Annotated in this window: 26 protein-coding genes; 20 read left to right on the top strand and 6 right to left on the bottom strand. The window is 57.5% G+C overall.

Annotated features, from left to right (window positions below):
* Positions 1–54 precede the first annotated feature (54 nt).
* The 6 genes from AACX78_RS20725 to AACX78_RS20700 all read left to right on the top strand — a co-directional run bounded on the left by AACX78_RS20725 (position 55) and on the right by AACX78_RS20700 (position 5,109).
* Entirely contained in the window at positions 55–594 is a 540-nt protein-coding gene (locus AACX78_RS20725; RefSeq protein ID WP_159167279.1) for an ATP--cob(I)alamin adenosyltransferase, read from the top strand.
* Positions 595–693: 99 nt separating this feature from the next.
* The gene (locus AACX78_RS20720; protein ID WP_159167278.1) at positions 694–2,376 is read left to right on the top strand and encodes an HAD-IIIC family phosphatase; all 1,683 of its coding nucleotides are present in this window, start codon (positions 694–696) and stop codon (positions 2,374–2,376) included.
* On the top strand, positions 2,369–2,599 hold the full coding sequence (locus AACX78_RS20715; protein WP_043142890.1) for an acyl carrier protein: 231 nt from the start codon (positions 2,369–2,371) through the stop codon (positions 2,597–2,599). The genes AACX78_RS20720 and AACX78_RS20715 overlap by 8 nt, the downstream gene beginning before the upstream one ends.
* The gene (locus AACX78_RS20710) at positions 2,596–3,360 is read left to right on the top strand and encodes an AAC(3) family N-acetyltransferase (protein WP_159167277.1); all 765 of its coding nucleotides are present in this window, start codon (positions 2,596–2,598) and stop codon (positions 3,358–3,360) included. The genes AACX78_RS20715 and AACX78_RS20710 overlap by 4 nt, the downstream gene beginning before the upstream one ends.
* On the top strand, positions 3,350–3,751 hold the full coding sequence (locus AACX78_RS20705; protein ID WP_159167276.1) for a VOC family protein: 402 nt from the start codon (positions 3,350–3,352) through the stop codon (positions 3,749–3,751). Before AACX78_RS20710 ends, AACX78_RS20705 begins: the two co-directional genes overlap by 11 nt.
* Entirely contained in the window at positions 3,748–5,109 is a 1,362-nt protein-coding gene (locus AACX78_RS20700) for a DUF4910 domain-containing protein (RefSeq protein ID WP_159167275.1), read from the top strand. Before AACX78_RS20705 ends, AACX78_RS20700 begins: the two co-directional genes overlap by 4 nt.
* On the opposite strand, the gene AACX78_RS20695 is transcribed toward AACX78_RS20700, so the two are convergent.
* The 6 genes from AACX78_RS20695 to pseF are packed head-to-tail and all read right to left on the bottom strand — an operon-like array spanning position 5,091 to position 10,376.
* On the bottom strand, positions 5,091–5,837 hold the full coding sequence (locus AACX78_RS20695) for a crotonobetainyl-CoA--carnitine CoA-transferase (RefSeq protein WP_043554223.1): 747 nt from the start codon (positions 5,835–5,837) through the stop codon (positions 5,091–5,093). The two genes, AACX78_RS20700 and AACX78_RS20695, sit on opposite strands and share 19 nt — an antisense overlap.
* Positions 5,834–6,097 (bottom strand): hypothetical protein, encoded by a 264-nt coding sequence (locus AACX78_RS20690; protein ID WP_043142876.1) that lies wholly within the window; start codon positions 6,095–6,097, stop codon positions 5,834–5,836. Before AACX78_RS20690 ends, AACX78_RS20695 begins: the two co-directional genes overlap by 4 nt.
* Entirely contained in the window at positions 6,094–7,389 is a 1,296-nt protein-coding gene (locus AACX78_RS20685) for a motility associated factor glycosyltransferase family protein (protein WP_159167274.1), read from the bottom strand. Before AACX78_RS20685 ends, AACX78_RS20690 begins: the two co-directional genes overlap by 4 nt.
* The gene (pseI, locus tag AACX78_RS20680) at positions 7,382–8,428 is read right to left on the bottom strand and encodes a pseudaminic acid synthase (RefSeq protein ID WP_159167273.1); all 1,047 of its coding nucleotides are present in this window, start codon (positions 8,426–8,428) and stop codon (positions 7,382–7,384) included. The genes AACX78_RS20685 and pseI overlap by 8 nt, the downstream gene beginning before the upstream one ends.
* A gap of 6 nt (positions 8,429–8,434) precedes the next feature.
* Complete coding sequence (pseG, locus tag AACX78_RS20675) at positions 8,435–9,691, bottom strand: UDP-2,4-diacetamido-2,4,6-trideoxy-beta-L-altropyranose hydrolase (RefSeq protein WP_159167272.1); 1,257 nt, start codon at positions 9,689–9,691, stop codon at positions 8,435–8,437.
* Positions 9,681–10,376: a pseudaminic acid cytidylyltransferase gene (gene pseF, locus AACX78_RS20670; protein ID WP_159167271.1), complete on the bottom strand. Its 696-nt coding sequence runs from the start codon at positions 10,374–10,376 to the stop codon at positions 9,681–9,683. The genes pseG and pseF overlap by 11 nt, the downstream gene beginning before the upstream one ends.
* A gap of 165 nt (positions 10,377–10,541) precedes the next feature.
* Between pseF and AACX78_RS20665 the strand changes: the two genes are divergently transcribed.
* From AACX78_RS20665 to AACX78_RS20600, 14 genes are all read left to right on the top strand, one after another.
* Positions 10,542–11,078, top strand: a complete 537-nt coding sequence (locus AACX78_RS20665; protein WP_159167270.1) for a GNAT family N-acetyltransferase — start codon at positions 10,542–10,544, stop codon at positions 11,076–11,078.
* Positions 11,075–11,308, top strand: coding sequence for an acyl carrier protein (locus tag AACX78_RS20660; RefSeq protein WP_005318271.1), 234 nt, complete (start codon positions 11,075–11,077; stop codon positions 11,306–11,308). Before AACX78_RS20665 ends, AACX78_RS20660 begins: the two co-directional genes overlap by 4 nt.
* A complete protein-coding gene (locus AACX78_RS20655; RefSeq protein ID WP_159167269.1) occupies positions 11,308–12,057 on the top strand; it encodes an SDR family NAD(P)-dependent oxidoreductase in 750 nt (249 codons plus the stop codon). The genes AACX78_RS20660 and AACX78_RS20655 overlap by 1 nt, the downstream gene beginning before the upstream one ends.
* A complete protein-coding gene (locus AACX78_RS20650) occupies positions 12,057–13,427 on the top strand; it encodes an AMP-binding protein (protein ID WP_159167268.1) in 1,371 nt (456 codons plus the stop codon). The genes AACX78_RS20655 and AACX78_RS20650 overlap by 1 nt, the downstream gene beginning before the upstream one ends.
* A complete protein-coding gene (locus AACX78_RS20645) occupies positions 13,427–14,485 on the top strand; it encodes a LuxE/PaaK family acyltransferase (RefSeq protein WP_159167267.1) in 1,059 nt (352 codons plus the stop codon). Before AACX78_RS20650 ends, AACX78_RS20645 begins: the two co-directional genes overlap by 1 nt.
* Positions 14,464–15,675, top strand: coding sequence for an acyl-CoA reductase (locus tag AACX78_RS20640; RefSeq protein ID WP_159167266.1), 1,212 nt, complete (start codon positions 14,464–14,466; stop codon positions 15,673–15,675). Before AACX78_RS20645 ends, AACX78_RS20640 begins: the two co-directional genes overlap by 22 nt.
* A 171-nt stretch (positions 15,676–15,846) precedes the next feature.
* The gene (locus tag AACX78_RS20635) at positions 15,847–16,818 is read left to right on the top strand and encodes a glycosyltransferase family 2 protein (RefSeq protein ID WP_236556362.1); all 972 of its coding nucleotides are present in this window, start codon (positions 15,847–15,849) and stop codon (positions 16,816–16,818) included.
* Positions 16,815–17,975, top strand: a complete 1,161-nt coding sequence (gene glf, locus AACX78_RS20630; RefSeq protein WP_159167264.1) for a UDP-galactopyranose mutase — start codon at positions 16,815–16,817, stop codon at positions 17,973–17,975. The genes AACX78_RS20635 and glf overlap by 4 nt, the downstream gene beginning before the upstream one ends.
* A 36-nt stretch (positions 17,976–18,011) precedes the next feature.
* Positions 18,012–19,376, top strand: a complete 1,365-nt coding sequence (locus AACX78_RS20625; RefSeq protein ID WP_159167263.1) for a glycosyltransferase family 2 protein — start codon at positions 18,012–18,014, stop codon at positions 19,374–19,376.
* Positions 19,376–20,536: a glycosyltransferase gene (locus AACX78_RS20620; RefSeq protein ID WP_159167262.1), complete on the top strand. Its 1,161-nt coding sequence runs from the start codon at positions 19,376–19,378 to the stop codon at positions 20,534–20,536. Before AACX78_RS20625 ends, AACX78_RS20620 begins: the two co-directional genes overlap by 1 nt.
* Before the next feature lie 200 nt (positions 20,537–20,736).
* Entirely contained in the window at positions 20,737–21,195 is a 459-nt protein-coding gene (locus AACX78_RS20615) for a class I SAM-dependent methyltransferase (protein ID WP_201302913.1), read from the top strand.
* A gap of 115 nt (positions 21,196–21,310) precedes the next feature.
* Positions 21,311–22,477, top strand: coding sequence for a glycosyltransferase (locus tag AACX78_RS20610; protein ID WP_159167260.1), 1,167 nt, complete (start codon positions 21,311–21,313; stop codon positions 22,475–22,477).
* Between the two features lie 152 nt (positions 22,478–22,629).
* On the top strand, positions 22,630–24,258 hold the full coding sequence (locus tag AACX78_RS20605) for a hypothetical protein (protein WP_159167259.1): 1,629 nt from the start codon (positions 22,630–22,632) through the stop codon (positions 24,256–24,258).
* Positions 24,259–24,422: 164 nt separating this feature from the next.
* Complete coding sequence (locus AACX78_RS20600; RefSeq protein WP_159167258.1) at positions 24,423–25,208, top strand: class I SAM-dependent methyltransferase; 786 nt, start codon at positions 24,423–24,425, stop codon at positions 25,206–25,208.
* Positions 25,209–25,233 lie beyond the last annotated feature (25 nt).

Genomic DNA, 25,233 nt, shown 5'->3' with positions numbered 1-25,233 from the left:
TGCCAGCTCCTCCGAGGGCTGGCAAACTGGCTCTTTTCCCAATCCGGTCAGCCCATGAACCCGAATCCCAAGAAGCTAAGAGACAAGCGCGAGCTCTGCTACCCCTTCATCTTCGAAACCCAGTTCCAGTGTGATTACGAGATAGCAACCGACGAGCTTTGCTGTCAGGTGGGGGCCGTGCTCGCCCAGCTTCCTTCGGAAGAGGAGACCCGCGAGATGGTGGCCGACCTGGGGGCCCTGCAGCGACTCATCTACAACCTCAACGGTTCGGTACGGGGCAAGCTCGGTATTTTTGAAGAGGATCTGGCGTGGTTGAAAACGCGGTATGACCACTACAACGAGGCGAGCCGCGGCCGGGTCACGGGTTTTGTCTTGCCTCGTGGCCCGCAGCCCATCCCCACCCTGCACCTGTGCCGCTGCGGCAGCAAGAAGGTGGTGCGGCTGCTGGTACGCCTCGAAGAGAGCGGCGTCCGCTTCGATCCCATCCTCTATCGCTTCGCCAACCTGCTGGCCAACTTCTTCTTTGTGCTGACCGTCTTCCTCAAGCAGTTGTGGCAGGTGGAAGAAGTGCCCTACGTCAGCATCAATTACTGACCAAGTGGCTGAAAATGCTTTTATTTTTCTGGAAGATAAAAGACGATCAGGCCATGCCGTTGCAATCTGGATGGCGCCGATAGCGGAGCGGGGGAAGTCATGAAGACGATTCATCTCAGTGGCAGTTCATTCTTGATGCCGGGCAATCTGGCCTGGCGGTCGCTGGCTGCCCATGGCGAGGTGCAGGTCGCGCCCCATGGGCAGTGGCTGCAAACCCTGATGAATCCATCTGAAGCGGTTGCCCCCCAGACTCACATCATCATCTGGCTGTGGGAAGATCTGGTGCCGGCACAGACGCTGGTAGCGTGGAGCGGTTTGGCACAAGAGGCGCAACAGCTGGCTGTGGCCGCCTTCGTCGCATCACTCTGTCAGCCCCTGCAACAGCGTTTGCAGCGTCGGCCGCAGGATCATCTGCTGGTCGGGGTCTGCAGTCGTTCCCCTGTCTCCGTATTTGGCGCGGCGCCCTCAGCGCTTGCCTGTCTGGCCCGTGAATGTGAGCGTCAGCTTGCCCATTTGCGGCGGCAGCATCCCGGCCTGGATGACCTGCACCTGCCGCTCTGGTTGCAACAGCAGGGTCGCCACCACTGTTTCGACAATCGCAATCACTATCTGATGTCCTGTCCCTTCTCCATGGCCGGGTTGGCCAGTCTGGCGCAGTGGATTGCTCCCTTGCTGCAGCGGCTGCACAGGCCAGCTCACAAGGTGTTGGTACTCGATTGCGACAATACCCTCTGGGGTGGCGTGGTCGGCGAAGATGGCGTGGGTGGCGTCCTGCTGGGGCAGGATGGGGTGGGTCGTCTCTATCAGGCCTTCCAGCAGGCGGCCATTTACTGGCATGGGCAGGGCGTCATATTGGCGCTCTGCTCCAAGAATCTGGCCGACGATGTGTGGCGGCTGTTCGAGCAGCACCAGGGCATGGTGCTTGAGCGCCAGCACATAGCCGCGGCCGAGATTGGCTGGGAGCCCAAGTCCGCCGGCCTGCGGCGCCTGGCCGCGCGGCTCAATGTGGGGCTGGACAGTCTGGTGTTCTGGGATGACAGCGAGCTGGAGCGCGCCGAGGTGCGTGCCAATTGCCCCGAGGTTACCGTCATCACGCCCCCCGCCGAGATCTGGGGTTGGCCCGATGCGCTGATGATGCTCGCCGAGCTGCAAAGCCGCCACCAGAGCCGGGATGACGGCTTGCGCCAGGGCTCCTATCAGGCACAGGCAGAGGCGAATGCAGTGCGCCAGCAACTGGGTGACGAACAGGCCTTCTTGCAACAGTTGGGGCTGCGGGCGAGCTGGCAGCCGCTCTCCCAAAGCAACCAGCTGCGGGCAGAGCAGCTGAGCCAGAAGACCAACCAGTTCAATCTCTCCGCCCGGCGTTATCAGGCGGGTGAGCTGGCACAGCTTGCCAGTACGCAGGGCGAGGTCTGGCTGGCCTCGCTGCAGGACAAGTTTGCCGATCACGGCATGACGGCCCTGCTGGTTCTACGCCCCCTCAATGAGGGGGCCGTGCTGCTCGATACCCTGGCCATCAGCTGTCGGGTGCTGGGGCGAGGCTTCGAACACTGGCTGCTGGCGCAAGTGGCTGCCCGACTGATGGCAAAAGGCGTTGACCAACTGGTGATAAGCATGGTGCCCACGGATCGCAACCAGCCGGCGCGGGATTTTCTGGCGACCCTGCGGACCCGGCCGATAACCACTCCAGCGGGATTGACGCCGCTGGCGGACGAGATGTTCCTCTGCCTGGATCTCCCCTCTCTTTCTCTCCCGTTTCTGGAGTTTTATGCCAATGAATGACCTCATCGCGCTGGTTCGCCAGCAATTTCCCCAGGCCAGCATCAACGAGCAGGCCGCCCTCGGCCTCGGCAGCTTTCCCGAGTGGGACTCTCTGGGTCACTTCAATCTGCTGCTGCTCATCGAGCAGCACTTTGCCGTGCGGTTCGAACCGCAGGAGCTGGCCGAGCTGAAGAGCCTGGCCGATATCAGGCAGGCTCTGCTACGCAAAGGGGTTGCCGAGTGAAACAGGCCATCGAACAGGCGCTGAGCGAACTGGGGATCCCCAAGGGGAGCGCCCTCATGGTGCACTCGGATGCCATGGTCGTGGCCCAGTTTCCCGGTATGGGCAATGCCCAGGGGATAGCCGCCTTTTGGACCTGCCTGGAGCAGTGGCTGGCGGGGGATCTGCTGGTGCCGACCTTCACCTACAGCCCAATGGCGGGCGAGTGCTTCGACCCGGCCTTCACCCCGAGCAAGGTGGGACTGATGACGGAGGTGTTCAGGCAGCGTGACGGCGTCACCCGCACGCTGGATCCCATCTTCAGCTTTGCCATCAGTGGCCCCCACGGGGCCGAGCTTGCGGCCCGTGAGTGCCACGACTGCTTCGGTCAGGAGAGCCCGTTTGGCTGGCTGGCGGAGCAGGATGGCTGGTTGCTGGGATTGGGCTGTCACCCGGACAGGATCACCTTTACCCACTATGTGGAACAACGGCTGGCCGTGCCCTATCGCTATCACAAATTATTCGAGGGGCAGGTGTGTGTCGCCGGCGCCTTGCGCAACTGGCAGGCCGACTACTATGTGCGGGATCTGGCGCTGGCCAGCGAAATCGACCTCTCCCGGCTGGTGGCCCTGTTGCAGGAGAGGGGCGCCTGGCATCAGACCCTGTGCCAGCGGGTACCGGTCTGGGCCGTGTCCTGTCGCGATTTCATCCTGGCCGCCAGTGAACTGGTGGCGACGGCGCCATTCGCCCTGATCCGTGCAGGAGGGGAATCCCATGCAGTTTGACCATATAGGTCTGGTGGTGCCGGATCTCGCCAGCGGTGAGGCTTATTGCCGGGAGGTGCTGGGGCTGACTCGCTTCTCGGTGGCGGTGGAAGATCCGTTGCAGAAGGTATGGGTGCAGTTCGTGCACGATGAGGGCGGCCTTTGCTATGAGCTGGTGGCGCCGGCGACAGAAGATAGTCCTGTGACCCAGGTGCTCAAGACCCGGCGCAACGTCATCAATCATCTGGCCTATCGGGTGGCCTGCCTCGCTGAGAGTGCCGCCAGACTGCGGGATCAGCGTCACCTTCCCCTTGGTCCCAGCCAGCCGGCCATCGCCTTTGGCGGTGCCCACGTCCAGTTTTTCCTGAGCCCCCTTGGCCATATAGTCGAATTGATCGAGGAGCCCGCATGACCTCTCCACACAATACTGGCTACCTCCCTGTGGACTGGGATGATCAGGCTCAACTGGGCGAGCAGTTGCATCGCTTGTTGACCCTGCTGTTCCCCCTCAACCGCAGCCTGACCGGTGATGGCGTGCGCCAGACTCTGGCCCTGATCCGCCAGCACTGCCTGCCTGATCTGCAGATCCGGGAGGTGGCCAGTGGCACCGAATGTTTCGACTGGACAGTGCCCGATGAGTGGAACGTACAGCAGGCCTACATAGTGGGGCCGGACGGTCGCAAGGTGGTGGATTTCAAGGATCACAACCTGCATCTGGTGGGTTATTCTGAGCCGGTGCGCTGCACCCTCTCCCTGGCCGAACTGCAGCCCCATCTGCACTCCTTGCCCGACATGCCGGATGCCATCCCCTATGTCACCTCCTATTACAAGCGTCGCTGGGGCTTCTGCTTGCCGCACAAGGTGCGCGAGGCGCTGCCGGAGGGCAACTACGAGGTGGTGATCGACGCCAGCCTGGCGCCGGGCTCGCTGACGTATGGCGAGTGGGTGCTGCCGGGAGAGAGCGAGCAGGAGATACTGCTGTCCAGCTACACCTGTCACCCCTCCATGGCCAACAATGAGCTGTCAGGCCCCTGTGTCGGTGTCTTCCTGATGGCCTGGCTCGCCTCCCTGCCAAAGCGCCGTTACAGCTATCGATTGATGCTGGTGCCCGAAACCCTGGGGGCCATCGTCTACCTCTCCCGCCATCTGGACCACCTCAAGCAGCACACCCTGGCCGGCTTCAACCTGACCTGCCTGGGCGATGAGCGCAGCTACTCCTTCCTGCCCTCACGCCAGGGCAACACGCTGGCCGATCGCATCGGCCGTCATGTGCTGGGCCACCTGGCGCCGGGTTACAAGGCTTACAGCTTCCTGGAGCGAGGCTCCAACGAGCGCCAGCTGTGCGCCCCCGGCATCGACCTGCCGGTCACTACCCTGATGCGCAGCAAATATGGCTGCTATGCCGAATACCACACTTCGCTCGATGATCTCTCGCTGGTAACCCCTGCCGGTCTGGCGGGCGGCTTCCTGGCGCTGCGCCGGGCCATCGAGTGTCTGGAACTGGATGAGCGTTGCGAGGTGACAGTGCTGGGAGAGCCCCAGCTGGGCAAGCGGGGTCTCTATCCGGATCTGTCGACTCGCTATTCCGGTTGGCAGGTGAGGGAGATGATGAATCTGCTGGCCTACAGCGATGGCCAGCTGACCATGTTCGAGATCGCCGAGACCATCAAGGTGCCTTTCTGGCGGGTGGTACCACTGGCCAGCATGCTGCTGGAAGCAGGGCTGCTGCGTCGCCTCAGCCAGCGGCCGGATTACTCGATCACCAGATAGGCCGGCCCCGGGTTGTGCGGGGTGCGGCGGATGGCGTAGCGATCCAGCCCCAGCACCTCCTTGAGGGCCAGGGTTTCCCCGGGAAAGGCGGGCCAGTTCAGCTCATCGAATGCCAGCACCGACCCCCTGGTGAGGTGCGGCTTGATGAGCTCGAGGCAGCGACGGGTCGGTTCGTAAAGATCAAAGTCAAAATAGGCCAGCGCTATCATGGTTTCCGGCTGACGGGCCAGATAGGCGGGCAGCGTCTCGGTCACATCCCCCTTCACCAGTTCGTGCTTGACGATATGGCCCAGCGGGCTTTCTGCTTCATGGGCGGCGAGCAGTTGTGCCAGATGTTGCTCATAGTCGGGTGTGACGCCGTAGGCGCCCGGCTGGATGGCCGCATCCGACCCATCTTGCGGTGCATGGGAGGGGAAGCCGCTGAAGGTGTCGAATCCTACCAGCTTGCGATTGTAGTTGTAGGGCTCATACATGCCGCGAAACGAGGAGAAGAGCGCCAGGTTCTGACCCCAGCGGGTACCGAAATCCATGATGACGCCGTGTACCGGAATGATCTTCTGGTAGAGCTCATGCATGAACAGAATGCGGGAGAGCGACTGGCGCTTGAGGTAGAGGCCCAGATTGTTCTGCAGCTCGGCCGGTGGCAGCGGGCTGGCGCGCAATAGTTCGCTGAACGTCTGGCGACGAGACAGCTCCTCGTCGGAGGCATTGGAAATAGCCTTGATCATGAAACATCTCCTGCTGTGGTGGGGGCGGAAGGGGTTGTCAGGGTATGCACCAGCTCATATTCGAGGTAATCGGCCAGCCCCAGCCAGTCTTGCCGCTCCTGGCTGCGGAGCAGGGCGGCTATCAGCTCGGGGGGCAGGCTGCCCCGTGCGGTGAGGGCCTCCTGCAGCAAACCGGGCAGAGTCTGGCTCGCGGCAAGCGACTGCCCCAGCCTGAACTGGTGTGCCAGCGCCCTGATGCGGGTTGTCAGACTATCACTCATGGCAGGTACTCCGGGTGGTAGCTGCAGCCCGCTATCTCGGCCCCTTCCCGGCTGCTGTTCCAGAAATGCACCTCGGGATGGCGCGCTATGTATCGCTCAAGTTCGGTGCGATAGGCGGAGAAGTTCGGGTTGGTCTTGACCCGGCGACCGTGCCCGTCGAGGGTCCAGCTGAGTGCCTGGCTGGCAGTGGGGCCGAGTGCGCCATCCGCCCATCCGGAGTGGGTTAGCTCGCCGGGGAAGGCAAAATCCGTTCCCAGCAGAATGACCTGCTGGCAGCCCATCTGCACGGCGAGGTCGACGGCGGGATGGATCACGCTGCCGCCCGAGTGCAGGGTTCCCTTGGGGATCTCCTGCATCAGTGCCTGGTACATGAGACTGCGGGAGTAGGCGGCCTTGCGCGGCCCCTGCCAGGCCAGCAGCGCTGCCGTCGGCACAGTGGGGTAGTAGACCAGGGTGGTCTGGGCCGATTGGTCGGCCGGCAACCGGCTGCCGTGAATGGCGTCATCTATGGTGACCACTATGTCTGGCCGGATGCCGTGGCGCAGCAAAAAAGCGAGCGCTGTGTCGACGCTGATCAGCAGGTAGTCCTGACGCCGGGTCTGCAACTGGGCCTGCAAGGTGGCCAGATTGGTTTGCAGGGTCGGGCCGCTGGCGACGATCAGGGCATGTTTGCCTCGTGCCAGCCCGAACAGGCTGGCCACGTCGCCATCGCTTGTCAGCAGCTCGCGGTTTTCGGCCAGCCGGCGGGTGACAGCCGGATGCTCGGCATCGAACCTGGCGCTGGCAAACGGCAGCTCTATCTCGCTTACCAGCCGGTCCCGGATACGGGCTGCGGCGTCTTCCACCAGCAGCAACTCGGGCGGCAGGGCGAAGAAGGGCAGACGGATCTCGCTCTCGTCCCCTGCCATCATCAGTTCGACCCTGGGGTCAGCCAGCCAGTCCTGCTGATCCAGCAGCCGCAGCACCAGGGCAAACAGGGCGCCATTCATGATCTTCACTTCCAGCCGCTTGAGGCCGGTGCGGCCCAGCAGGGCGCGCGGCAGATCGCCGAGCCCAGTGCCGTAGAGGTGCAGCACGGCGACCTCGGGCAGGCTGGCCGCCTGCAGCTCGGCCTCTTTCACCCTGTCATGACGACTGGTGAGCTGGATGCCGTCGATGCTGAGGGTCGAGCCCAGCCCTTCGGTCAGCTCGGCCTGGATGCTCTCCACGTCCTGCGCCTGCAGGCGGGGCCAGAGGGCGGGCCAGCGCTGGCGGATAAGCCTGCCGTGCTGGGCGAGCAGTTCATCACTCATCTTTGTTTATCCACTCCCAGCTCAGCGGCTGATTGGCTGCCATGTCGCGACTGACCCGCTTGCCGATGAGTCGATCGTAATCGGCGGGAGGCAGGCCGAGGGCAGGCCGCACCGACTTGATGTGGGCGGCGGTGAGCGCCTCTCCGGCCGCAATATCTTTGACCAGATAGAGGGAGCGGCGAAAGGCGCGGTTGCCTTGCTCGCTCTGGGTGAGCTGGTAGTCGGCCACTCCGAGCGCCGCATGGGCGGTGTTGACCGAGGCAATGAGCTCGGTGAGTTCGGCAGGCTCCATGGAGAAGGCGCAATCCGGACCGCCGTCGGCGCGGGCCAGGGTGAAGTGTTTCTCGACGAGGGTCGCCCCGAGTGCTGTGGCGGCGATGGCGGTCGCCGATCCCAGAGTGTGATCCGAGAGCCCGACCTCGACGCCAAAGCGCTGGCGCAGCATGGGGATGGTGCGCAGGTTGTATTCGGCCGAGGGCGCCGGATAGCCGCTGACGCAGTGCAGCAGCGCCAGCTGGCCGCTGCCATGCTTGAGTGCCATCTCGACGGCGGCGGCGATCTCGGCCTCGTTAGCCATGCCGGTGGACATGATGAGCGGCTTGCCGGTCTGGGCGGCGTAGCGGATCAGGGGCAGGTCCACCAGCTCGAAGGAGGCAATCTTGTAGGCCGGGCAGTCGAGGGATTCCAGCAGATCCACGGCGCTGAAATCGAACGGGCTGCTGAATACCGTCAGCTCCAGCTCGCACCCCTTGGCAAACAGGGCCTGATGCCATTCCCACGGCGTGTGCGCCCACTCATAGAGGTCATACAGGCTGTGACCATCCCACAGGCCGCCGTGGATCTGGAACTCGGGCCGATCGCTTTTGAGGGTGATGGTATCGGGTCGGTAGGTCTGCAGTTTGACCGCACTGGCCCCGGCCGCCTTGGCGGCGGTCATGATGGCCAGCGCGCGTTCCAGGTTGCCGTTGTGGTTGGCCGAGAGCTCGGCGATCACGTAGGGCGCCTGCGCCGGGCCTATGGATTGATGGGCGATCTGCATCTGTGGTCAGACTCCTGTGCCAAGTTGCCAGCCTTGCGGCGCCGGCTGCCAGGGGGCAGGGGGCGCTATCTGCGGTGGCTCGGCAAGATAGAGGGGAAATTGGGAGAAAATTGTTTGCAAGCGATGTGCCAGCTCTTGCCATTGCGGTGGCGTGAGTGTCGTATGGGTCTGCCATACCAGCTGCGGGCCGCACAGGGTCAGGGTAAGCAGAAGTTTGTCATCCTGCTGGAACCGCCACTGCTGGCCGTCAGGTATCAGTTGATAATCGGCTTGGGGCAGCAGCCAGGCGGTGAGGCGATCCAGCCCCAGGCCATCCACCTGTTGCTGGCCGCGTTGGCGATAGTCATCAGCCTGTCGCTCCAGCCGCTGCAAGGCCTGCATGAGCCGCGCCGGCTCGGCCAGCTCGTTCAGCATCAGCCGTTCGGCCAGCTGGAAGCGGGCTATCACTTGATCGTTGAACTGCTGGTTGTCGACTATGGGCACCGCCAGGGTCGGCAAGCCGAGACAGGCCCGCTCCCAGGTCATGCCGCCGGCAGCGCCGATGGCGAAGTCGTGCTGATTCATCAACTGCGCCATCTGATCGCTCTGGCGCAGCAGCGCGATCTTGAGCTCGGACAGCTCGGCCACCCTCTGCTCCAGCTCGGGCCAGAAGGGGTTGGCGCCGCCTGCCACCAGGGTCCACTGTATGGTTCGCGCCCACGGCAAGCGGGCCAGACTGTTGAGGGTGGTGAGGCAGGCGCCGGCCGGGTCGGCGCCACCGAAGCAGATGAGCCCTCGCTGCCACTGGCTGGTTTGTTGACGTGCCAGTTGGCGACAGGCGGGCCGCAGCAGGGCATAGTCGGTGCCCAGCAATAGTCGGCAATCGGCCGGGATCAGCGGTTGATAATCGGCGGCTGTGCGCAGTGGTCCCTGATCCAGCAGCAACTGGCAGTGATGCGGACGGTCGGCCAGATCGTCGATCACCAGGACGTGGCCACAGTGGACCGCCAGTTTTTGTTCGACCATGTGGTCAATTTGGTAGTGATCGAACACCAGCCAATCGGGCTGCAAGCCAGGCAGGGGGCCGGCGTCGCCCAGCGTGACCAGAGGGTGGTGGTGATGGGGCTGCAGCAGCGGCAGCAGATGCGCGGGCAAGTCGTGGCAGAGAAAGTGGCACTCGGCCCTCGCCGCCCGCAGCCGATCGGCGATGGCCAGGCAGCGCATCAGATGGCCCAGCCCTATTTCGGCTCCGGCATCGAGCCGGAAGGCGACGTTAAACGCCATCCTGGCTCAGCACCCGATAGAGCAGTTCGGCCAGGTGCCAGTCTTCCGGCGTATCTATGTCGACTACCCTGTGCCTCGGTAGAATATGGCCGATCCCTTCCCCGCCCACCGGGCTGATGCCCCCCATCCAGGCCGCGCGGCTGCCCCAGTAGAACTGGCCGGCATCCTGGTAGGCGGGCTCCAGATCCTGGGATCGTTTCGCCATCTGATCCGGCCAGAAGGGGGTGACCTTGCCCTGTTCGTCCATGCGTACCGCCCGCTGGATGGGGAAGCCGAATTCGGCCACCGTGTAGACGAAGGGGGCCTGGCTGGCGAGCATGCGGTCGTGGGCGGCGCTCAGATCGCCGGCCTGAATGAGTGGCACAGTGGCATAGATGCAGCAGTAGTATTCCGCCTGCATGCCGAGATCGTCGAGTTGCCGGATGGCATCGATCACCACTGGGGTGGTGCCGGTATGATCGTCGGCCAGGCTGGCGGGGCGCAGGAAGGGCACCTCGGCGCCGAGTTGGCGGGCCAGGTCGGCGATCTCCTCATCATCGGTGGAGACCACAATTCGGCTGAAGCAGCCTGCCGCTCTGGCCGCTTGAATGGCGTAGGCGAGCATGGGCTGGCCGCAGAAGGGGCGGATATTCTTGCGGGGAATGCGCTTGCTGCCGCCCCGGGCCGGAATGATGGCGATGGCCATGGTACTCTCTCCCTGAGGGACGGGGTCTGGCATCCCCGCCCGGATAATTGCTGACAACTCTTTGATTATTTTTGAGATTATACCGAGTTTTCATCTTATATTATTGAGCTTTGCTACGGAATCGCCCTGCTATGGTCGATAACATGGGCAAGTGATGGGAAGTGGGTGGTATTGAGCATGAGTTATGGTGTCGAGCTGCGCCCGGTTCAGCCGTGGGATTTGCCCACACTGAGGCGCTGGCGCAATCAGGATGAGGTACGGCTGCAGATGGTCGAACAGGCGCTCATCTCCCCCCGCCAGCAGCGGCAGTGGTTTGTCAGCAGCCGTGAGCGGCCGGATCAGCAACACTGGGTGCTCTGGTGTCGGGGTCAGCGGGCAGGCTACGTAAATCTGAAAGGGGAAGCGCAGCAGCCATTGCAAGGTCAGCCTGTGGCTGATGCGGGCCTCTATCTGGGCACCTCCAGCGTGCGTCACCCCATGCTGGCCGTTGCCGCCGCCCTGTCCCAGCTCGATCAGGGTTTCGATACCTTTGAGCTCGGCTGCATCCGCACCCTGGTGCGCACGGGCAACGGCGCCGCCCTGCGCCTGAACGAACAGCTGGGTTATCGCCAACATGGGCAGGAGGGCGACTTTCTCGCCCTTGAACTGCAACCCGCCGATTATTATGCCGCCCGTGAACGGCTACGGAGATTTTTCAGATGACTACAGCGTTGGAACAGGTTTTTGCCGATGCCCTCGGCATAGACGTCGGCACCGTCAGCGACGGGCTGGCTTACAACAGCATTCCCCAGTGGGACTCCGTCGCCCACATGGGCCTGATAGCCCAGCTGGAGGATTGCTACGGCGTCCTGCTCGATACCGATGACATCATCGACATGAGCTCGGTCGCCAAGGCGCGGGAGATCCTGGCCAAATACGGGGTCGCCCTCTGATGCAGGGGCTGCTGCAGGGCAAGCGGGTACTGATCACGGGCGCCGGGCGCGGCATTGGCCTCGCCATCGCCCGCAAGTTCGCCGCGCAAGGAGCCGAGCTGTGGCTGGGGGGCCGCGATGAAGCGGCCATGAGTCAGCTGGCGGCCGCCCTCGGCGCCGAGTTTGGTGTCACCTGCCAGCCGCTCTGTTTCGATGTGGCCGAGCCGCAGGCGGTCAAGCAGGCCTTTCAGCAGCTGTTTGCCCAGACCCGTCAGCTGGATGTACTGGTCAACAATGCCGGGATACTTGAAGAGGGGCTGCTCGGCATGGTCAATCAGGCCCAGCTGGAGCAGACCTTCAGCCACAACACCTTCAGCGTTGTCTATTGCAGCCAGTACGCCGCCCGCCTGATGCAGCGCAGCGGTGGTGGCAACATCATCAATCTCGCTTCCCTGATGGGACGGGTGGGCGCCGTCGGGCTCAGCAGCTATGCCGGCAGCAAGGCGGCGGTGATCGGTATTACCCAGTCACTGGCCAAGGAGCTGGCCGCCAGCCAGATCCGGGTCAACGCCATCGCCCCCGGCTTTATCGATACCGAGATGGCGCATGCCATCCCTGACCAGAAGTTCGCCGAACGTCTCGCCAGCATCGCCATGGGGCGGATCGGCACGCCGGACGAGGTGGCCAAGGTAGCGCTGTTTCTCGCCTCCGACCTGTCGAGTTACGTGACCGGTCAGGTCATAGGTGTGGATGGAGGCATGTTGGTCTGATGAAGCAACTCCATCCTCTACTCGCTCATCTGCATGAGGACAACCCGGCGCTGGCCTGGCGGGATCCGCTGGATGGCTGGCTCTCCTACGGCGAGTTGGCACGGCGGGTGATGCAAGTGGCAGCGACTTACCCGAGTGAGCGCAGCCTTGTCTATCTACCCTTCTTCACCCGCACTTCCCATCTGCTGCATTATCTGGCCGCCCTCAGGCTGGGGCATGCGGTGATGCTGGCGGATCCCGCTCTCCCTTCGAGCCAGCACGATGCCAGCTGCCAGCAGTTCGCAGTGACCTGCCGGGTAAATGAAGAAGGGGAGTTGATCCGTCTCAGGGATGCCAGCCCGCTGTTACACCCCGAGTTGGCGGTGTTGCTGCCTACCTCTGGCAGCACGGGCAGTGCCAAGTGGGTGCGCCTCTCGGGCCGCAATCTGGCGGCCAACGCTGCTTCCATCGCCGACTATCTGGCGCTGACGATGACTGAACGAGCCATCACCAGCCTGCCGCTGTTTTACTCCTATGGCCTCTCGGTGCTCAACAGCCATCTGCTGGTGGGTGCCTCCCTGGTGCAGAGCGAGGGGAGCGTGCTGGATCGCACCTTCTGGCAGCAGGTCGAGCAGCACGGCGTGAGCAGCTTTGCCGGCGTGCCCTTTACCTATCAGATGCTGGCCCGGCTGCGTTTTGACTGGGCCCGGTATCCCTCCCTGCAGACCCTGACCCAGGCGGGGGGGCGACTCGAACCCGCGCTGGCGCAGCAGTTTGCCGAACAGGCCCTGCGGCTGGGGCGCCGTTTCTTCGTCATGTATGGCCAGACAGAGGCGACGGCGCGCATGGCCTGGCTAGCAGCGCACGAGGTGGCCACCCATCCGGATGCCATCGGTCGCGCCATTCCCGGCGGCCACTTCTCTTTGCGCGAGCTGGAGGGGGGCAAGCCCGGGGAGGGTGAGCTGGTCTATCGCGGTGACAACGTCATGCTGGGCTATGCCACTACCGTCGAGGATCTGGTGCAGGGCGCCCTGCTGCAGGAGCTGGCCACCGGCGATCTGGCTCGCAATGACGAGGCTGGTCGCTACTACATCTGTGGCCGTCTCAGTCGTTTTCTCAAGCTGTTCGGCAAGCGGATCAGCCTGGCGGAGGTCGAGAGCCAGCTCCATCGCTGGGGCTGGTCGGGGGCCTGTGGCGGGCGTGATGACTGCCTGCTGGTGGTCGTCGAACCCCATGGCGAACTGACGGCCGACGGCTTGCAGCGCGAGCTGGCGCAGTGGCTGCAGGCGCCGCCACGGGCGGTGCGGGTGATGCAGGTGGCACAGCTGCCGCGCACCACCAACCACAAGATTGACTATGCCGCCCTGACCAGACTGGCGGAGGAGGCGTGATGGAAAGCTTGCTCGCCGTCCCCATCTTCGACCTGCCCCAGGCTGCCAAACAGGCGCTGTTGCTGGCGCGGCTCAATGCCCTGACCCATCACCATGTCGAGCACTGCCTCCCTTATGCCAATGTGCTGCATGCCTTCGGCTGGACGGCAGAGGCTGCCGATTATGGCGCTCTGCCCTATCTGGCGGCCCGGCTGTTCAAGCTGGCCCAGTGGCAGAGCGTGCCCGAGGCCGAGGTGTTCAAGGTGCTCACCTCGTCGGGCACCACGGGGGCGCCATCACGGATAGTGCTGGATCGGGAGACCGCAGCATTGCAGAGCAAGGTGCTGGTGAAGATACTGCAGGAGTTTGTCGGTAAGCAGCGGCTGCCCATGCTGCTGGTGGAGCAACCCGCCCTCATCCAGAACCGCAGCGGATTTTCGGCACGCGGCGCAGGCGCCCTGGGGCTCTCCTTCCTCGGCCGGGACCACACCTATGCCCTCGACGAGCAGATGCGGCCCAACTGGCCGGTAATAGAGGCGTTTTGCGACAAATACGCTGGTCAGCCTGTGCTGCTGTTCGGCTTTACCTTCATGGTCTGGCAATGCCTGCTGGAGCCCCTGCGCGAGCGCGGACTGCACCTGCCCTTTGAGCAGGGTATTTTGTTTCACAGCGGCGGCTGGAAGAAGCTGCAGCATCTGGCGGTTGACAATCCCGCCTTCAAGGCACGTTGCCGCGAGCAGCTGGGGCTGGGTCGGGTACACAACTTCTATGGCATGGTGGAGCAGGTGGGATCCATCTTCGTCGAGTGCGAGCAGGGGCATCTGCATGCCCCGGTGTTTGCCGATCTGCAGGTGCGGGATCCGCTCACCCATCAGCCGCTCGGGGTCGGTCAGCCCGGTTTGTTGCAGGTGATCTCCGCCATTCCCGGCAGTTATCCTGGCCACAGCCTGCTGACCGAGGATCTCGGCGTGCTGCTGGGGGAGGATGATTGCCCCTGTGGCCGCCATGGCCGTTATTTTCAGGTATCAGGGCGCCAGCAAGGCGCCGAGGTGAGGGGATGCAGCGACACCTTCCAGTGACGCCGCCGCAGGCGGTAGAGGGGCTTTGGTTGACGGGGCCCGATGTTAGCTTCGTAGCACCGGCTGCCAGCTGGCAGACGTTCTGCCCGCAACCGCAGCCCTGTTTTGCTCCCGTCATCTGTGACTTCGTGGCGGCCCTGTCGACCCGCCTGCAGCAGGAGGGGCGGCGTCATCCAGATCTGGCCGCGTTCGGCTTCTGGCTGCGGCCGCGCCAGCTGGCCAGAGAGCGGCAGCGGCAGCGGCTGCAGGGGCGGGGGCCGGTGGGCGTCGTGTTTCACCTGGTGCCCTCCAACGTGCCGACCGTGGCCTTCTACTCCTGGCTGGTGGCCCTGTTGATGGGCAACCCCTGCGTGGTGCGGCTGTCGTCGCGCCACGATCCGGTACAGGAGGCCATGCTGACCATACTGAACGACCTCTTCAGCCAGGTTGAGTGGCAGGGGATCGCCATGCGCACCCGCTTCATTCGCTATGGCCACGACGAAGGCACCACCGGCTGGTTGTCGGCCCGCTGCCGGCTGCGCATCATCTGGGGCGGCGACGAGACCATCCGCCAGGTGCGGGCCATTCCTCTCTCCCCAAGTGCACAGGAAGTGGTATTTCCGGATCGCCGCTCCATGGCGGTGCTAGACAGCCACTGGCTGGCCGGGCTGGATGCTGTGGGCTGGCAACAGACCCTGGGGGCCCTGCAACAGGACTGTACCCGTTTCAATCAGCAGGCCTGCGCCTCCCCCACTACCCTCTGCTGGCTGGGCGAGCCCGACGACGAGTTGCGCCGCCGACTGCTGGTGGCCCTGTTTGCTCCCTTTGCCAACGATCCCGCTCTGGTGATGGAGCGGCTCATCCACAGTCAACAAAATGCCGCCCTGGACGGTGAGATGCAGCTGAGCGCATTCCCGGGTGTCACCTTATTGACTCCGGCCGCCTCCCTGCGGCTCGCACACGTCGGAGGAGGTACAGTCGCCGAGTTTGTGGCCGATACCCTGAATGAGCTGCTGTTGCAGCCGTGGGATATGCAGACCTGTGTCTGGGTCGGTGCACACAAGGCGCAGCTTGAGGATGCCTTGCCGAATGCGCCCGCCTGCCGCATAGACCGGGTGGTGGCACCGGGACAGGCGCTGGCATTCGAGTGGCACTGGGATGGCATCGACATGCTGCAAGTTTGCAGCCGTGGCCTCGCCCAGCATGAATAATCGGGTGTGGCTCACATAAATCCCGCAGCTTCAATGGATTAGCTTGGTCAGGCATATCTCTTGCAGTAAAACCTGACAGAGAGGGGGGAAGGGTTGACAGGGACCGTGCGGTAGCCTTGCCCATTTTCTCCCATCCGCTTCTTTTCTACTCATCTTCTCTTGGATTTCCCTATGAAAGTCAGCGTATTGGTGCCTGTCTACAATCTGGCGCGCTTCATCGAACCCTGCCTGCTCAGCCTGCTCGAGCAGCAAACGGATTTCGAGTTCGAAGTGATCGCCATCGATGACGGCTCGAGTGATGACTCCTGGGCTATCTTGCAGCGGCTGGCGCGGCAGTGGCCGACACTGCGCATTCTGCAGAACGAACAGAACATGGGGCTGGCCAAGACCCAGAAACGGCTGCTTGCAGAGGCAAGGGGTGACTATCTTGCCTATGTGGATGGGGATGACCTGGCCCTGCCGGACAAGCTGCAGCGCCAGGCAGATTATCTGGATGCACACCCGGGTTGCACCCTCTGCTACCACGAAGCCGAGATGTTCGATGATGAGACCGGGGCACGGATCAAACTCTTCACCCGCGATTATTACAATGCTCGCTATCTAGAACCCGTGATGACGCGAGAGGCCTTGATCCGCTTCGGGGTATTCGTCAATGCCAGCTCTATCATGTTTCGGCGCTATGAGGGGATGGAAAATGCCATCGACGAGGGGTGCAAGATCATCCTCGATTACCCCTGGCATATTCTGAATCTCTCTCTCAACCCGGGAACCCTCGACTTTATCCCCGAGCTGCTGGGGCGCTATCGCTTCCACACCCAGAGCTTTGGCGGGCAGACCCGCAAATCGGCCGAGCGTCGTGAGCAGTCGCTGCGCGACCTGCTGCGGGCTTGTGACAATGCCGGTGACTTTGGCGCTGATCCTGTGACTATTGCCCAGGGGCGCGCCCATCACTACTACTCTGCTGCGCTCTATTTCTTGCGGCAGGGAGACTACGCCCGTTTTCTCAACCTGCTTGAGCAGTCGGTGAGCGAGGTGGCCACGCTGGCGCCGGGCTGGTTTTTCGACAAGCGGCATCAGCTGGCGTGGGAGGGGCGCACCAATCCGGCCAGCGTCGTGCAACAACTGTTTGGAGATGTAGCGTGAGTTATCAGGCGATTGTCATCGGAGCCGGGCTGTCCGGCGCCGTCATGGCGGAGCGAATGGCCAGCCAGCTTGGCTGGAAGGTGCTGTTGCTGGAACAGCGCGACCACATAGGTGGCAACTGCTTCGACGAATATGACGAACATGGGGTGCTGATCCATCGCTATGGACCGCACCTGTTTCATACCGACAAGCGGGAAGTTTGGGATTACCTGTCGCAGTTTACCGCCTGGCGGCCTTACGAGCATCGTGTGCTGTCACGGATCGATGGCCAGTTGGTGCCAATCCCGTTCAACCTGACCAGCATAGAGCGTTGCTTCCCGGCCGAGAAGGCAGCGGCTATGATTGAGGCTCTTCAGGCTAGGTTCGGTGAGGGGGCCAGAGTGCCCATCATGGCGCTGCGGCAGGAAGCTGAGCCTCTGCTGGCTGAGCTGGCACAGTTCATTTATGAGCGTGCCTTCGTCAACTACACCAGCAAGCAGTGGGGTGTATCACCAGAGCAGGTCTCGCCCGAGGTCACTGCGCGAGTGCCGGTCGTCGTCAATCGTGATGACCGTTACTTCATCGATCCTTGGCAGGCGGTGCCCGAGCAGGGTTACACCGCCATGTTCGAGCGCATGCTGGCGAACCCCTTGATTGAGGTCAGGCTCTCCACCCCCATGGGATCCCATGTTTGTCTGGATTGGCAACAGAAACGGATACTGCTGGATGGCGTGCCTTTTGCCGGACCGCTGGTCTATACCGGCATGCTGGATCAGCTGATGCCGGAGGATCACTATGGTCTGCCGTATCGCTCGCTGCGCTTTGAGCACTGTCATCTGTCGCAAGCTCAATTTCAGCCGGTGACCACGGTCAATTACCCGAATGAAGAGGCCTATACCCGCATCACCGAATTCAAGCATCTGACCGGGCAGCAACATCCCGGCACCAGCATCGTTTATGAATATCCCTGTGCCTATGTGCCAGAGCAGGGGCTGGAGCCTTACTACCCGCTGTTTACCGATATAGCCAAACAGAATTATCAGGCTTGCCGCGATGAATTGGCCCAGTTCCCGCAGCTGATAGCCTTGGGCCGCCTTGCTGAGTATCGCTATTTTGATATGGATGATGCGGTGGATAATTCATTACGCTGTTTCGAACAAGTAGGTGCAACCTGCTAATATTTAACATACAAAAGCAAGCCAGCTGGAAATAAAATGAAATCAATTTGTGTAGTTATATGTAACTTCAATAAACAAGATTGCGTGCTTGGGGCAATTGAATCAGTACAAAATACGGCTGGCGAATTGGCAGATATTTTTGTTGTAGATAACGCATCAACAGATGACTCTGCAGCCTTGATTCGACAACACTATCCTAATATTAGACTTGAAGTATTAAAAGAAAATATTGGTGGCTCTGGGGGATTTGCTTATGGCATGCGCCAAGCACAACAAACAGGGTATCGTTATATTGCGTTGCTGGATAATGATGCTGTCGTGCTACCAAATACCCTAGCTGGGATGATGGATTTACTCGCTAATCACAACGATATAGGTGTTGTGGGGCCAGCAGTGTGTAAGATGGATAATCCTGAGGTAGTACAGGAGGTTGGTGCCAACGTTTCCTTGAAGGATGCTACCTTTAATTTTCACCTTAATTTCGCAGGCGAATCCTATTCTTCGATAGTGATGGAACTAGTGGATTGTGACTATGTGCCTGCCTGCTGTCTGATGACAAAGGCTGAAATCATCGAACGGGTTGGTGTATTTGATGAGGACTTTTTTCTTTATTGGGATGACATTGATTGGTGTGTACGAGTCAAAGATGCCGGTTGGCGTGTAGTCGCGCAGCCACAACTACAGGCTTTGCACAAGGGAGGTGGTGCTAATGCTACTAATACATTGCCCCGCTACTACTACTGGCGTAACAAACTGCGCTTCTTCGCAAAGCATCCTGTTTGCTATCCTCCCCATCAGGTCAAACATTATGTACAGCGCAGCTTGGCGCGAAACATCACCTTCCAGCATTTGAACGCTATGGACGAATTACTTGTTGCCATGCAACGTGGTTTAGACGATGCCGCTATCGGTATCGGTGGGCGTTATCAGGGCGCAGCCTTTCCGGATCGCGGTAGTGGCAAGCAAAAACTGCTTCAGGTCATGGTACCGCCCGGGGTTTACCGGCTAGATATGAGCGCCGTGACAAAGTCTGATATGTCAGCTGCAAGAAAACACAACAGCATGTGTCGTTTCATCGTCAGTTGTGGCCAATTTAGTGTAGAGAGTCACCGTTTTGTGCTGGATCCTGCATTGTATGAGGCCTTGTCGAAGAGCATCCTTGACTGGCCAGAGTGCGTCAACACTGTGCCGCTGCCTGAGTCGCCCACTGCTGTCCGCCTGGTCGTGGTTCCTCACTTGTTTGATGCTACCTCAACCGAGGTGGCACATGATGAGCAGCTAACCGATCTGCTCTGGAATTTGCTACCACAGACTGTCGACGGGGCAATAGCCTTGCAGATCGCCACTGTGTTGGAGTCGGCACGTCAGTCAGTAGATGCATTTTTTGCTGCGGAGGCATGATGGAAATAATGGCGGGGTATGGGTTTATTCTAGCTGTCTATAACGTGAATCTTAAAACACGTGGGCACATGGGCGTTATGCGCAAGGTGCTGGCTCAGACGCAGGGTTTTAGTCTAAATCACAAACAGGTACATATGATCTGTGGCGATGGCCCAGATATTGTGCGGCTGGTGTTCGAAGCGGGGAGCGAAGTTCAGCGAGAGATCATCACCACAGCGGTGGCACCAGGAGATTTCTTTGTGCATGTCGCAGCGTGGATTGCCGGGCAGCAGGCGATGGCACGCTCGTTCGAGTGGGCCTACGTCCGTTACCACCCGATGCATAACGACGAGCTAGTGCAATTGGCTCGCCGACTGCGCGAGGTGGCAGTGCCCTTGTTCATCGAGATGTATACACTGGAATATCAGAATGAACTGCCAGCACTAGTGTCCAAGATCGATCAGGCATTTTTCCTACAACTAGCACCGCTTGTGGCTGGATTCTTTACCCCCAGCCGAGTGGCGCCGGGAGCCACATTGCAAGGCAGGCCCCTCTGTAAGATAGGGAATGGGGCCACCTGGGTTGAACCACAAGCGCCAGAGCCCAAGCAGGATATCCGCAAAGCTTTCCATCTGCTGGGTGTCGGCTATCTGGCGCGCTGGCATGGGTATGACCGCCTGTTCCCGCTGATACCCGATTTCGTCAAAGCCTACCCGGATGTTGATCTGCGATTGTTCCTTGTGGGCCAGGGGCCTGCGTCCGTGCAATTAGCGCAACAGGCCCAAGAGTTAGGGGTTGCCGAATATGTGACATTTACCGGAGCCCTGGATCCACTGGCGCTTGCCAATCGATATGCAGGCGTGCATCTTGGTCTTGGAACGTTGGGCTTCCACCGCACTGGAGTCAGCTACGCAGAACCATTAAAGCACCGAGAATTTATGTTTTACGGTTTGCCATTTGTTTATAGCGTGGAAGATTCTTTTTCTAAAGCAACTCTGCCTGGAACTTGGATGTTGCCAGCAGATGATTCTCCGGTGGATTTTATTTCGCTCTATCAGGAGTATAAAAAACTCAACATGGATGAAGTAGCTAAATCATTGCGGACATATGCAGAAAATAATTATAGCTGGGAGCGGCAAACAGCTCATGTTTTGCAAACTATGCGCGATACTAATTTGTGATGTTGTAGAGTAACTTGGTATGCAGATCAGTATCGATAAGGAGAGCACTTGGGAAAAATTTATCACTGCCCTCTCTGTGACTATTATGGTGAATTGATTTCAGACCTTATGCACAGTGCCCCCGCTGCTTAGGTCTCGAGCGGCATCGTCTGCAATTTTCTGTTTTGCAAAAATTGCTAGATAAAGAAACTATGCAGAGAATGAGTGCGTTACATTTCGCACCAGAACCAGGTATGCGGACATTTTTTGATGGGCATTTTGGTTCCTATAAAACCGCTGATTTGGCAATGGACGATGTCGACTATCAAGTGGATATTCAATCGTTGCCATTTTCCGATGGACAATTTGACTTTGTGTTCGCCTTGCATGTTCTGGAACATATTCCTGATGATCGAAAAGCTTTGTCTGAAATTCATCGCATTTTAAGACCAAATGGTATTTCTATATTACCTGTTCCAGTTATTTGTGAGCATACAATCGAATATGATGAACCAGACCCATCACAAGATTATCATGTCCGCGCACCTGGGTTAGATTACTATGAGCGCTATAAAAGCGTCTTTTCATCTGTAGAGATGATAAGCTCATTTGATGTTGATGAAAACATCCAGCCTTTTGTCTATTTAAATGATGAGTATATTATCTATGATGGCGAGTAGGTGCATCCGTATTGGGTAGAGGGTCGTAAATTTATAGATATAGTTCCAATATGCTATCGTTGATTATAACGATGAGTGGTTGTGGTGTAATTTCAACTTTAAAGGAAGTTGTGCAATGAAAAAAATTCTTATTTTTCGCACTCACCTTCTGCCCTATTCTGAAACATTCATTTTAGCTCAAGCTAGCAATCTTGAACACTGGTCAGCTACGTTACTTGGAGAAACACAATTAGGTAAAGGGTTGCCACTCGATGGACTGACTGTTGAAACTTTATTGGAAAGTGAAGCAGCACATACGGCCTTATCTATACAGCGAGCATTGAATGACTATGTGCAAACTTCGTTGTTGTCTCGAGCGGATGGGTATAAGGATGCTGGCTTCAGCTTAATTCACGCACATTTTGCGATTGATGGCTTGAGGGTATATCCGTTAGCCAAAAAAATGAATGTGCCACTGATAATTACATTGCATGGATATGATATAAACATCTATAAAGAATGGTGGCATAACGGAAGTGGCGGAAGAGCAATGGCCTCATATCCTGAAAGACTTATAGCTCTCGCCAAAGAAGAAAATGTTCATTTCCTGGCTGTTTCAGAAGCGATAAAAAACCGCGCTATAGAATATGGGTTACCCGAAGAAAAACTAACTGTTAGTTATATTGGCGTTGATTGTGAGCAATTCAAGCCATCTGATATAGCCATGTCGGAGCGACTGCAGGTCCTCTTCATTGGAAGATTAGTCGAAAAAAAGGGATGTCAGTATCTCCTTGCCGCATTTTGTAAAATTCAGGAGAAGTTTAGAAATATAAAATTAGTTGTTGCCGGATCGGGACCGCAAGAAACAATGCTCAAAAATTTTGCGATTGAGCATAACATTCGGGTTGAATTTTTAGGGGCTCTCGGTCTAGAAGAGATACAGCAGGAGCTATCAAAGTCTCGTGTTCTGTGCCTGCCAAGTATTACTGCAGAAAATGGTGATGCTGAGGGCCTACCTATCGTTGTATTAGAGGCGCAGTCTTGTGGTGTGCCAGTTATTACATCTGCTCGCGGTGGGGCGACTGAAGGCATTGTGGATGGTGTTACTGGCTATTCACATAAGGAAAAAGATATTGACGAGATATCCATGCTTTTGGATAGGGTCTTGACAGACCATGAGCTTTCAGAAAAATTTGGTATCAATGCTCGAGAAAATATATTGAAAAACATGAATATTAAAAACTGCATGCAACGGCTAGAGAGTATTTATGACCAAATTTACTATGCGAGCTGCATTGATTGACCTAAAGATCTAGAACTGAGCTTGGCATTTCAAAAGAGACCAATGTTTGGCTAAAGTGAACTGACGATTTGCAAGCAGTATCAATTACATTTGAAACAGTACCTTTCTTTTTTGTACAGCCTTCTCAGGGATGATGTGGAGTGAGAGTACACATGAAAAATACATATATCTTCTTTATTCGCAATCCCGAGCTTGGTGGTGCTCAAACATATTTTATTCGCGTCATTGAATACTTGTTGTCTATTGGTGAAGAGGTTGCTGTGTTGGCAAGTCGAGGCGATTATGTTGCTAATTACTTTGACCAAACCACTCATTGCGTTGATGTTATTTATATTCCAGATGATATGGATTACTCATTATGGAAAGCTCCGTCAGCTAGAGAAGTTATTGCCCAGTATGGTGCTCAGTTACGAGCAAGTAGGCATGGTTTTCTGCGAATAGTAACCTATAATGTGCCCAACGTCCTATTTTCAATATGTTTATTCAATCAGGAAAAAAATTGGTCCTTGACTACAATCACCATGCACCATGAAGAGTGGACACATTGGGAGCCATCTGTCGGCTTTGTGCAAGAAGAGTGTATGAATCCTCACTATCGTAATACCTTGTGGGATGAATATAGACATTTATTAATCCAGCTGGATAAAACGCGCAGTCTGTTTTGGGGTGGGTATCTGGTTAAACAGTATATGAGTTATGTTTTTAAATATGCTTTTCATGTCGACAGTATATGTCAAACACCAACAGAAAAAATAAGATCATTGTGTTTATCCAAGCCGGATAGTCATCAATTAAACATACTATGGTGTGGTCGATTTGATTCATTTAAAAGCCCTGGTCTAGTGCAATTTTCCTTGGAGCTCGAACATTTTGCTGTGCAGCATTCGAATGTTTCAGTCTCACTTCATCTGGTTGGGAGAGGAAATAGTGAGGCGCAGATGTATATTGAGAATGCCATGGTTAAAATTAAGGATATCACCGTCAGTTTTGATGGAGAGGTTCCTTTCTCTGAAATGCCCCGGTATATATCCGCGGGTCAATTTGACTTTGGTATTGCGATGGGAACGACGCCCTTGCTTTTTGGGTCGTTAGGATTGCCGACTATTTTGATTGATGTTGGCTCAATTGGTTTAATGCCGAAAATGAAAGGTACTTGGCTACATGAGACGGACCTGAATGTCACAGCTGGTTATGGATTGGCATTAGATGTATTGGGTGAAGATACGGTCAAGCTTTATGGTCGACGTTCATACTATGATTTAATCAGTGACTATATGACATGGAATTCAACTAAATGGCGTGATGTTTCTCAAAAAACAGTTGACTATGTTAAACGGAATCATGCTGCCGAATCGGTGTTTTCTGTAGTAAAAAAATCCATCGATCGTGCAAATTGGGCTGTTTTTGATGTTCGTTTTCCAGCACCGCTAGCCTCTCCATTGCTGCAGCGATTATTGCAGTGCAATGGCAAAATTTACATATTTGGTGCCGGTGGGTTGGGCTGCAAGTTCTACGAAATATTTAGTGAGTATTGCCGGCTAAATCCAAAGTATTCAGCAATTAAAATTGTTGGATACATAGATAATTCACCGCATAAGCATGGTATGCAGGTTGGAGCATTGCGATGCCAGCATATAAGTACTGTCAGCATTGTTGATGCATTTTTTATTGTAGCATCAGATTACTATACGGCCATTATTGAACAATTGGGATCACTTGGTGTTGCCGATGAAAATATATGCAGTGTCGGTCAATCGTTACGGCAAACTGGTTATGTTTGAGCCAACAAGTAGTGTTCGCGCTCAGAAAAAACAGGGCTCACATATAGAGATTAAATAACTGGCTATCTGTTTTTGTTAATTTATAATTTCCGCCAATATGGCACAATAATCAGCTAAACCATGCAATGGTCAACATCACTGCCATCTGTGATGAGGAGGTACTATTGAAAGTTGTAAATTGGACACGAAACGATTTTTATAAAATTTTGGCCGCGGCATTTTCTTCTCTTGGTAACCGGCCGCGTTTGGCCGAACTTGGCGTCCTGCGTGGCGAGAATGCGATGGTCATGTACCAAACCATGCAGCCAAGTCACATGACGTTGGTCGATAGTTGGCTTGCTTTACCGCCACTTCCGCAGTTAGGTGCTTACAGCCCATTTGAAAAGCTGCCAAATTGGGTTAGTGATCCAGACGTGTTTGCCGATTATTTTGGTGGCTCAATGCGTGAGCAAGATACTTTCGATGCGCTTTACGAGATTTGCTGTGAACGCTTCAAAGCGATATCTAATGTTCGCCTGTTGCGCGAGTCAACCGAAATTGCGTTTGAGACCCTAAAGGCGGAAGGTGTACGTTTTGAGTGTGTGTATGTGGATGCCAACCATCAGTATGAATGGGTGTTGCGTGATCTGATGTTATATCAGGAGCTTGTTTCGCCCGATGGCTGCATCATGCTCAATGACTGTGCTTTCTCGGATGACGGCATGCGGCAGAATCTTGGGGTACTTGAAGCGGTAGCTCATTTCATCAAACGATCGCCGTTTCGGCCGATTGCGATGACAGTTGGAGCTTTTGCAGATCTGATCCTCGTGAGAGAGGGGTCACGCCTTGAGGACTTGTGTGATCAACTGTTTGTGGCTTCCGATGTGAATTGGGTTGAGGTGCCAGACCAGCTGCTTGGTGCGGCGAAGGTCGTGACCGGTGCCAGAAAACTTAACGTCAGTTTTATCTGAATAAATAATGTTTGATGTCAACCTA

The organism is Aeromonas sp. 9A, from assembly GCF_963900955.1.
Taxonomy (GTDB): Bacteria; Pseudomonadota; Gammaproteobacteria; order Enterobacterales; family Aeromonadaceae; genus Aeromonas; species Aeromonas salmonicida.
The sequence above is the reverse complement of the archived record's forward strand: the minus strand, read 5'-3'. Positions and strand labels throughout refer to the sequence as shown.